The 9,340-nt window shown below is 39.0% G+C and carries 8 protein-coding genes and 1 pseudogene; 7 read left to right on the top strand and 2 right to left on the bottom strand.

Translation table 11 applies throughout. From position 1 onward, the window contains the following. Positions 1–12: 12 nt before the first annotated feature. Positions 13–332, bottom strand: a pseudogene (locus A4S05_RS43995) (biliverdin-producing heme oxygenase); the annotation flags it as partial. Between the two features lie 2 nt (positions 333–334). Next, the coding region (locus A4S05_RS43990; protein WP_256091390.1) for a biliverdin-producing heme oxygenase at positions 335–715 on the bottom strand (381 nt) is incomplete at its 3' end. 562 nt (positions 716–1,277) lie between these two features. Between A4S05_RS43990 and glmM the strand changes: the two genes are divergently transcribed. From glmM to A4S05_RS36435, 7 genes are all read left to right on the top strand, one after another. Next, positions 1,278–2,750, top strand: coding sequence for a phosphoglucosamine mutase (glmM, locus tag A4S05_RS36465; protein WP_069074628.1), 1,473 nt, complete (start codon positions 1,278–1,280; stop codon positions 2,748–2,750). Positions 2,751–2,991: 241 nt separating this feature from the next. Continuing rightward, on the top strand, positions 2,992–3,747 hold the full coding sequence (locus A4S05_RS36460) for a glycosyltransferase family A protein (RefSeq protein ID WP_256091389.1): 756 nt from the start codon (positions 2,992–2,994) through the stop codon (positions 3,745–3,747). Positions 3,748–3,782: 35 nt separating this feature from the next. Continuing rightward, entirely contained in the window at positions 3,783–5,438 is a 1,656-nt protein-coding gene (gene hpsL / locus A4S05_RS36455) for a hormogonium polysaccharide biosynthesis protein HpsL (protein WP_069074626.1), read from the top strand. Between the two features lie 11 nt (positions 5,439–5,449). After that, on the top strand, positions 5,450–6,601 hold the full coding sequence (locus A4S05_RS36450; protein WP_069074625.1) for a glycosyltransferase family 4 protein: 1,152 nt from the start codon (positions 5,450–5,452) through the stop codon (positions 6,599–6,601). Between the two features lie 191 nt (positions 6,602–6,792). Beyond that, positions 6,793–7,773 (top strand): hormogonium polysaccharide biosynthesis glycosyltransferase HpsN, encoded by a 981-nt coding sequence (gene hpsN / locus A4S05_RS36445; protein ID WP_069074624.1) that lies wholly within the window; start codon positions 6,793–6,795, stop codon positions 7,771–7,773. 59 nt (positions 7,774–7,832) lie between these two features. Beyond that, entirely contained in the window at positions 7,833–9,008 is a 1,176-nt protein-coding gene (gene hpsO, locus A4S05_RS36440; protein WP_069074623.1) for a hormogonium polysaccharide biosynthesis glycosyltransferase HpsO, read from the top strand. A gap of 30 nt (positions 9,009–9,038) precedes the next feature. Next, positions 9,039–9,340, top strand: a 302-nt coding sequence (locus A4S05_RS36435) for a glycosyltransferase (protein WP_141699913.1), incomplete at its 3' end; no start/stop codon positions are given.

Raw genomic sequence — 9,340 nt, 5'->3', positions numbered from 1 at the left:
ACTCAGCACTCATTACTCAGCAGTGACGAGTTCAGTACTACCGCGTGTACGGCGTCGTGTGAGGCTGTTGAACAGCATTACACCGATCGCCTTGATTAAATTACCTTCCAATTCTTGGAACATTTTCATGTTCGTACCAAAGGCGGCATTAGCTTCATCAACGATGCGATCGGTTGTCGCTTCGTCAAGAGGTAATTCATCCAAATTTTGGCGATATTTCGCTTTGAATGCCTTCTCATCAGGAATTTCTGGAAACTCATAAAAAGCTGTTCCTTGCCCTTCCGACAAATTCATCGCCGTTACAGCAATATTTTTGAGAATTTGTCCCCCAGNNACGAGTGTATGAATGAGCGATTAACAATTCCGGTTCTGTGGCAGATATTTCTCGGATGCGCTTTACATAAGCTTCACCTGCGGGAGATAGTTTAATTTGCTCTCTCCAATTAGCACCAAAGTAATAAGCCAGGTCTTCCTCTAAGGTATACTTGCGGTTTAGCTGAGGAAAGTTAATTTTAGAAAGAATTGGGTGCTGGCTATGCTTTTCCATTTCTTCTTCCATCGCTGAGTAGACGAAGTAGAAATTAGCAACTAGTTTCCGGTAAGAGTTTTTCTCGACGACTCCTCTTAAAAAGCACTTGACAAAACCTACATTTTCTGCCATTGTGTGGGCTTTCTTAGTGCCTACACGTAATTTGGTTGCTAAATTGCTGCTCATATTTAAAATTCTCAACTTTAAAAAGTTAACTGCCGGAGTTTTGATTCACTAACGGCTAAAAAAGCCATTAAAAGGTTACCTTAAAACTATTTGATGAGAATTTATATTAAAATTTTTTAAGCCGCGATGATTTTGTAGTTTTTTACACAGCAACAAGGCTATGAAAATAGAACTTTAGATTTTGGTTTTTGGTTCTTATTAGCTTAATTTTGCTTTCATTCTCAGCTTTCCTAAAAAAGCTTGTGATGATATTAGGGTAATATTTATTACATATTTTTTTGGTTATTAAGATTGCCAAGTGTAAACTAATACAGATAAAAATCAAGACTAAAGTTGAGGGCATAAAAGGAATAATTAGCTAAAATGTGGAAACTTTGTTAATAATGTAAAAACCAATACTGACTTTATGAAAGATTTACATTTGAAGAGGCAGAGCTTAAGTATTATTACGTAAGTTAGTCGAATCTAGAATGAATTTCTTAAAGAGAAAAAGCATGTCGAAATTGCTGAATAAAGTCTTAAGTGCTATTTTCCAGTGTGATTGTGTGGAGTGTTTAAAAATATGGTTTCATCTATAACTCGGACATCGGGCATTTCTGGGGGTTCTGCTTCTGAAAGTGAGGGATTGGGGAAGGGGATTGAGAGCAGTTTTGGGCTGAATTTAATCCCACTACCAGCAAATCCGTTATTTGGTACAGATGGGATTCGCGGACGAGTTGGAGAATTACTGAGTGCGCCCCTAGCATTGCAAGTTGGTTTTTGGACGGGGATTGTTTTACGTAACCATGCTACTCAAATAGGGCCAGTCATTCTCGGACAGGATTCTAGAAACTCCAGCGATATGCTGGCAATGGCTTTGAGTGCAGGGTTAACAGCAGCGGGGTTAGAGGTTTGGTATTTGGGATTGTGTCCCACTCCTTGCGTTGCCTATCTCACCAGCATCAGCGATGCCATTGGCGGAGTGATGATTTCTGCCAGTCACAATCCCCCAGAAGACAATGGCATTAAAGTTTTTAGTGGCAATGGTGGGAAGTTACCGCAAATATTGCAGGCAGAAATAGAAGCGGGACTGCGTGGGAAGATATCACCGATTGCTAGAGTCAGTAATTGCGGACGGCATCACTCACGTTTTGAGTTAGTGGGGCATTATAGCTCGGCGTTGAAAAAACCCTTGAACAGTGCCTTAAATCTTCAGGGAATGAAGATTGTTTTAGACTTGGCGTGGGGTGCAGCAGTCGGGTTAGCACCATCAGTATTTACAGAAATGGGGGCAGAGGTAATCTGCTTGCATAATGAAGCAGATGGCGATCGCATTAATGTTAACTGCGGCTCTACCCATTTAGATATTCTTGCAGCCACAGTACAAGAACACAACGCCAATATTGGCTTTGCTTTTGATGGCGATGCCGATCGCGTCTTAGCCGTAGACAATACAGGAAGGCAAGTTAACGGCGATTACATTCTCTACCTGTGGGGACGCCACTTACAACAAAACCAACAATTGCCAGACAACCTGATTGTATCTACAGTCATGGCTAACTTAGGCTTTGAAAAAGCTTGGCAGCAAATTGGTGGTAACTTAATTCGTACCGCAGTTGGTGACCAATACGTGCAAGCCGAAATGTTGCGGACTGGGGGAATGCTAGGCGGGGAACAATCTGGTCATATTCTTTGCCGTCATTATGCGGTGACTGGAGATGGCTTGTTAACAGCATTACATATCGCAGCTTTGGTGAAAGAAGCGGGTGTTCCCTTGAGCGAATTAGTAGATCAAAGTTTCCAGACCTATCCACAATTATTGCGGAACGTGCGAGTTGTCGATCGCGATCGCCGTTTAGGATGGCAAGATTGCGAACCAGTACAAAAAGCGATCGCTCTTGCTGAAGCCGCAATGGGTGATTCTGGCAGAATTTTGGTTCGTGCCTCTGGTACAGAACCAGTCATCAGAGTAATGGTGGAAGCAGCCAATGCCGAACTCACTAACTACTGGACAAATGAACTAGTTTCACAAGTACAGCAGCATCTAATGGACTAAATTAGCTGAATATCTCAGCTTTTAAAAAACGTCAAATCGTATCACAGCTTCTACAAATTAACCAGCCTGGGTTATGTGTAGAAGCTGTGACATTTGTATTTAGATAGTCTTGAAGAAGAATTCAGAAGTNNCTGAATTCTGTTCGATAAAAGAGCGTTAATCCTAACATCAGTCTGAATATGTTATTATTTGCTTCGAGCTTATTAGTTATTTCTTCTGACAAAACACAGTGCTTGTTTTTGTGATTCCACTCAAAAGTGCAAAAGTTTCCAATTCCTGGGAACGTGTTACACAATTATTTGAAAGATGTATTAAATCAGTTTGCAATCAAACCTCACCTAACTTTCACGTTATTGTTGTTTGTCACGAAAAGCCCAAAATAGAATTCACTCATCCTCATATTACATACATTACAGTTGATTTTTCTCCTCCAAATGAGACTAACCTTGTAGCAAAAGGAGACACAGATAAAGGGCGTAAAATATTAAAAGGATTGATTTATGCTCGTCAATTTTCTCCCACCCACACTATGACTGTTGATGCTGACGATTGTGTTAGTAAAAAGTTAGCCAAATTTATTCAACAACACCCAGATTCTAATGGATGGTTTATAAATAAAGGTTATAAATATCAGGAAGGCAGTAATTATATATATATTAAAAGAAATAATTTTTATAAGATGTGCGGCAGTTGTAACATCATTCGATATGATTTGAATTATTTGCCCGAAACCGCAGAATATAATCGTGGCTATGGATACTATAGATATTATATAGACCATGCCAAAGTCAGAGAGATTTTAAAGAACAAAGCAAAACCTATTAAATCATTACCATTTCCAGGCGCAGTTTATATTTTGGAAACAGGAGAAAATCTTTTTGATAATTCCAAAAGATTAAGATTTAGCATTTTTAATCGCAAATTATTAAATCAATCAGTTAGAGATGAATTCGGATTGTACTACTTACAGCAATCCAAAGAAATTTGTCAACTATAATAGATTCTCCGAGGCTGATAGACGACAGCACCACTATGCCAAAACTAAAGTCAAAATCTAAGCAATCTAAAAACTCGAAAAAACAGACTAAAAAGGAAAATTCTGCCCTTAACCTTAAAGAACAGTTAGCCCAAAAGCGCAAAACAGCCCAAGCACGTAAAGAACTCACTAGCTTACTCACCACCGCCACCTTTAGCGGTGTTTTTGTTGGCATTCTGCTTTTTTTCGTAGCTGGAATTAAAGTAGCAGTCCCAGGAGTATTGGGAATAATAGTCATATCCCTTTCCTACAAATACCCGCGCCAAGCGCTATATGCCTTTATCATTTATGTACCTATTGGGGGTACTATCACCTACTACTTGGGCAATAGTCCCGTACTTCAATTAGCTAAAGATGCTTTTTATGTTCCAGCCCTAATTGGACTTTGGCAGACTTGCCGTAAACAGGGGCTACCCTTAATTATCCCCCAAGGTATTAAAATCCCACTTTATATTGTTTTGGGTTGTAGTCTGCTAACGCTGTTATTTGTTAATGGTGGACAGCAATTTAACCCGCCTAGTGTCGGACTATTAGAAAAAGCAGCCAAAGAAATACCTTTAGGTATGGGCATTCTGGGACTGAAAGTATTTTTAGGCTATGTCCCTTTGATTGGTTGTGCCTACTATCTAATTCGCGATAAGCGGGATTTTCTATTTTTATCGCGCCTCCAGATTGTCCTGATACTGATTTGCTGTGTACTGGGATGTATTCAATACCTGCTACTACTAACTGGTATATGTCAAGGCACTAGAGGTCTGGAAGGAAATGCCCTATTTGTCACATCACTAGAAGCCCGGTGTTATTTTGGTGGAGCGCTCTTATATAGTCCTGAAGAAGGGGTTATTCGCTTACCAGGGACATTTGTAGCCCCTTGGCAGTGGGCATGGTTCTTAATTTCCAGCACCTTTTTTACCTTTGCTACCGGCTTTACCGACCCTTCCATTGTGTGGCGGGTAATCGGTTTAGGTTCTTTAGTGACAGTCTTTATCAATGCTGTAATTTCTGGACAGAGAATTGCCCTAGCTTTAGTACCAATCTGCTTCGGGATTTTGCTATTGCTCACTGGGCAACTTGGCAACCTAAAACGATTTATCCCTATAGGGATAGGACTTGCCCTAGTTCTGGGAATTGCGATGGTGAGCAACCCTGCTGTCGTACAAGAGAGAACCGAGAGTTTTACCAGTCGTTGGGAAGCTTCACCACCTCAAGATTTTATCGTCCAGCAATTTGAAGAAAATTGGAAAAACGTAGACGGGCCACTAGGAAGTGGCTTAGGACGAGCAACTAACTCTGCCCGTGCGATGGGTAAAACTAAGCTTGTGGAAACTTATTACCCCAAAGTACTTTTTGAGGTTGGAATTCTTGGGGTACTAGCCTTTCTGGGCTTGGTAACAAGTTTAACAATTATTAGCTTTAAAACCTATCGCTCCATAAAAAACCGTAATTTCCGCAGTTACGGAGCAGCTTTATGGGTGTTTATATTGTTTATTAGCTACAACACCTACTACTATCCTCTGGATGTTGATCCTGTTGCTGTCTATTATTGGTTTTTTGCGGGAGTTCTTTTTAAATTGCCAGAATTGGAGAAACAAGATAAAGAAGATGCTAACCCTCAGCTAAAAAACAAGAAAAAACGTCTCAAAACAATTTAAATGAAATAAAAATGGCAAAAGTTATCATAGGAGGTCAAAAACACCTCAGCATTCCCAACCTACCTCGAAATTCTCGGCATACACTCATCCGCCCTAAACCTTTTCCCGCAGGCAGATATCCGATAGAAAAAATTTGGTATCCTTTAGCTAGCTTTATTGCGTGGCAACCTGTATGGGAAAGATACCAAGCAATTCATTCTTTCAACAGAATTTTATATACAAATAAACCTTGGTTTCTCACCTTTGAGGATCATCGCATTTTATATAGAAATCCTCAAAATCAAGCTGAAGCTGCAATTTATGAATTATTAAATAATCGATTAGCACTAGAAAATTGCCAAAAAATTATCGCCATTTCAGATTACGCTAAGTTGAGATTAATTAAGCGGATAGAAGGTTGGAAGATAGAAGCAAAGATAAGTAAGAAAGTAGATGTAGTCCATCCCAACTTTCCAATCAGAGTTAACCAATCAAAACTTTATCAAGAACAGCAAAATCTCCAGCTTGTATTTATTGGCAATCATATTGCCCGCAAAGGTGGAGTTGTTGCTTTGAGACTTGCAAAAAAAGCTGAAAAATTAGGTTTGCCTATTACTGTACATATAATTTCGGGACTGGAACATGGTTCAGGAGTTCCGACAGATTTTCCAGAACGCAGCAAATATGTAGAAGATTTAAAGTTACTTAATCTAAATAACGTTGTCTTTCATAAGAATATTCCCAATGACAAAGTTATTGAGCTATTATCGCAAAGTCATTTTCAATTAATGGCGACATTACATGATACTTATGGCTATAGTATCATCGAAGGATTTTCTGTTGCTACCCCTGCAATTACGACAAATGTATGTGCCTTACCAGAATTTATCCGTCATGGTGAAAATGGCTATATTTTAGAATTACCAATTAATGAAATTAGGCACTGGAGTAATTGGCAGCACGGAGAAAAAACCAAAACTAATGAATATTGGGAAATTCTAAATAGTACTTACGATTATTTGGCAGAGCAAGCATTGCAACAAATAATTCAATTTCTTGATAGAAATGATAAGCGAGAACATTATGAATTTTTAAGTGCAGGAGCATTAGCTCAAGCGCAAATTGTGCATAACTCCGAAAAGCAAAATGAGTTCTTTGATAATCTCTATGCAGCAGCACTATGAAGAGTGCTAAGTTCCGTTAGGAAGGCGTTGAGCCAGTGCTGAGTTTAGTAAACAATTGATTGAATGTGATTGAAAAATAATTCATAACTCAGAGTTATTTTTCGATAAAAGCAATGATAGCTTACTGAATTTCATGAAAATTAATTTTTACAAGGCTAATATAGAAGTAGTAAAATTACTGAATATAAATCATGAATAATTGGCCATTAATTACTGTAGTAATCCCGACCTACGGACGGGAGGAAGCACTACGAGATAGCATTGTGGATGTCTTAAAACAGGACTATCCAAATTTTGAAGTTTTAGTTGTAGACCAAACCGCAAAACACCAACCAGAAATTCAAGCTTACTTAGAAGAGATGGCGGAGGCAGGTAAAATTAAATGGTTACGTTTAGATTGGGCGAGTTTGCCAGGGGCGCGAAATTATGCTGTCCGGCGGTCATCTGGTGAAATAATATTATTTATTGATGATGATGTTCAGCTAACCCCTGGATTGTTAGCAGCCCATGCGAAAAATTATTGGCAAAATCCAGAAGTGGGGGCTGTCGCCGGTCGGGTATTTGACAGAATGAAATTGGGTGATTCTGGCGGAGATTTAGAGATTGAATATTTGCCCCCCCAAGCTATGGACCCAGGAATTGCTTGGTATCATATTGATTTAGTACATACCATCAAACCCCAGCAAGTGCTGACAGCGAGGGGTTGCAATATGTCTTTTCGCAGTGAAATTTTTACTAAGTATGGGCTGAGATTTGATGAGAGGTTTCGCGGTAGTGCAGTACGCGAAGAGTCAGATTTTTGTTTGCGGGTGAGGCAGACAGGATATAAGATTTGGTACGACCCAGAAGCCCATTTGGTGCATTTAGGCGAAGAAACAGGTGGTTGTCATGATATTAGTATGCGATCGCTCCAATATCAACTCACCTTCTACCACAACCATTTCTTACTAGGGCTGAAAAACCTTACTGTGACTCAAGCCTTACGTTTATACGGCCGTTTATTCGACTGTCACGTACTGGGACGCCCACCTTGTAATAAAAGCGGTTCCCCCATCAAAATTGCCACTCGCGCTATTTTCTACACTTTGGGTTTTTTCAAAGCCTTGGGTACTGTCATCCAATCAATATGGAACGATGGTCAAATTTACAGTCGATTGGATAAACAAGTTTAGTCATTGGTCATTTGTCATTTGTCATTGGTCATTAGTCAATAACAAAGAATAAATTAAAAATGAAAATTTTAGTTGCTAGTCACACTTATATCGTAGACCTCAACTGTGAAAAATTACGTGCTTTATCTCAATTAGAACCCGACATGGAAGTGACAGTTGTAGTCCCAAAGCGCTGGAAACCAGGTGGTGTGCAAAATAGAATTATTGAAACTGAATATCGCGATGAAGGCACATTTAGAATAGTTCCAGTTTCTAATTTTAGCCAAAATCACCAGGGACTCCTTATCTTTGGTGCTGATTTGATATCTTTGTTAAAACAATTTCGTCCCCAAATCATTCAGGTAGAACAAGGGTCTAGAGCCTTGGCTTATACTCAAATGATTACCTTAAATAAGCTATTAGGACTCAAGGCAAAAAATTTATTTTTTACCTGGTGGAATCTTCCATATAATCTGAAACCACCAATTGCTTTATTAGAAAAATATAACCTCAACCACAGCCACGGCATTATTTCTGGCAATCAGGATGGAGCAGAAGTTTTGCGACAACGAGGATATCAAGGGGCAATTAAAGTCATGCCACAACTAGGTGTAGATGAAAGTCTATTCACTCCCAAAGCCCAACCAGAATTAGCTGCTAAGTTAGGCATTGAAAAAGAAGATTTTGTGGTAGGTTTTGTTGGACGATTTGTGCAAGAAAAGGGTTTATTAACACTTTTAGAAGCCTTAATCAGTTTGAAAAGTAAATCTTGGAAGTTACTGCTGCTAGGACGGGGAGAGTTACAAACTGAATTAATCAAAATAGCGACAGAAAATAATATTAAAGAACGGTTAATTTTGGTAGAGAGTGTTCCTCATGACGAGGTTGCAAACTATATTAATTTAATGAGTACTTTGGTACTGCCTTCAGAAACAACTTACAAGTTTAAAACATTAACTTCTGCTGGCTGGAAAGAACAATTTGGTCATGTGCTAATTGAAGCAATGGCTTGCCAAGTGCCCGTGATTGGTTCTGATTCTGGTGAAATTCCCCATGTAATTGGCGATGCTGGTTTAGTATTTCCCGAAGGTGATGCTCAAGCCCTTGCTAATTGCTTAGTTCAATTAATAGATAAACCATATTTTGCTCACAGTCTAGGTGAAATGGGTTATCAAAAAGCAATGATTAAATATACAAATAAAGCTTTAGCTAAACAGCAATTAGAGTTTTATCAAGAATTGGTTAATAGTCATTAGTCANNATGACAAATCAGAAATGACAAAAAAATGAAAATATTACAAATTGTCCCCTCAATTTCTCTGATTTACGGCGGCCCCAGTCAAATGGTACTAGGATTAGCTCCGGCGTTGGTCAAAGAGGGAGTAGAAGTTACAATTCTCACAACTGATAGTAATGGCGATAATGGTCAAACACCTCTGGATGTTCCTTTAAATCGCCCAATTAAACAAGATGGCTATGAAATAATTTATTTTCGTTGTGCGCCGTTTCGTCGCTACAAATTTTCCCTAGATTTATTAAAATGGCTAAAACGTCATGCTCATGAGTTTGACATAGCACATATTCATGC

This window comes from Nostoc sp. KVJ20 (assembly GCF_001712795.1).
Classification (GTDB): Bacteria; Cyanobacteriota; Cyanobacteriia; order Cyanobacteriales; family Nostocaceae; genus Nostoc.
This window is presented reverse-complemented; position numbering and strand designations above follow the sequence as displayed.

Bases quoted from the DNA above. Each gene is read 5' to 3' on its own strand.
- glmM (WP_069074628.1), top strand. From the start codon at position 1,278: ATGGTTTCATCTATAACTCGGACATCGGGCATTTCTGGGGGTTCTGCT.
- hpsO (WP_069074623.1), top strand. From the start codon at position 7,833: ATGAAAATTTTAGTTGCTAGTCACACTTATATCGTAGACCTCAACTGT.
- hpsN (WP_069074624.1), top strand. From the start codon at position 6,793: ATGAATAATTGGCCATTAATTACTGTAGTAATCCCGACCTACGGACGG.
- A4S05_RS36450 (WP_069074625.1), top strand. From the start codon at position 5,450: ATGGCAAAAGTTATCATAGGAGGTCAAAAACACCTCAGCATTCCCAAC.
- hpsL (WP_069074626.1), top strand. From the start codon at position 3,783: ATGCCAAAACTAAAGTCAAAATCTAAGCAATCTAAAAACTCGAAAAAA.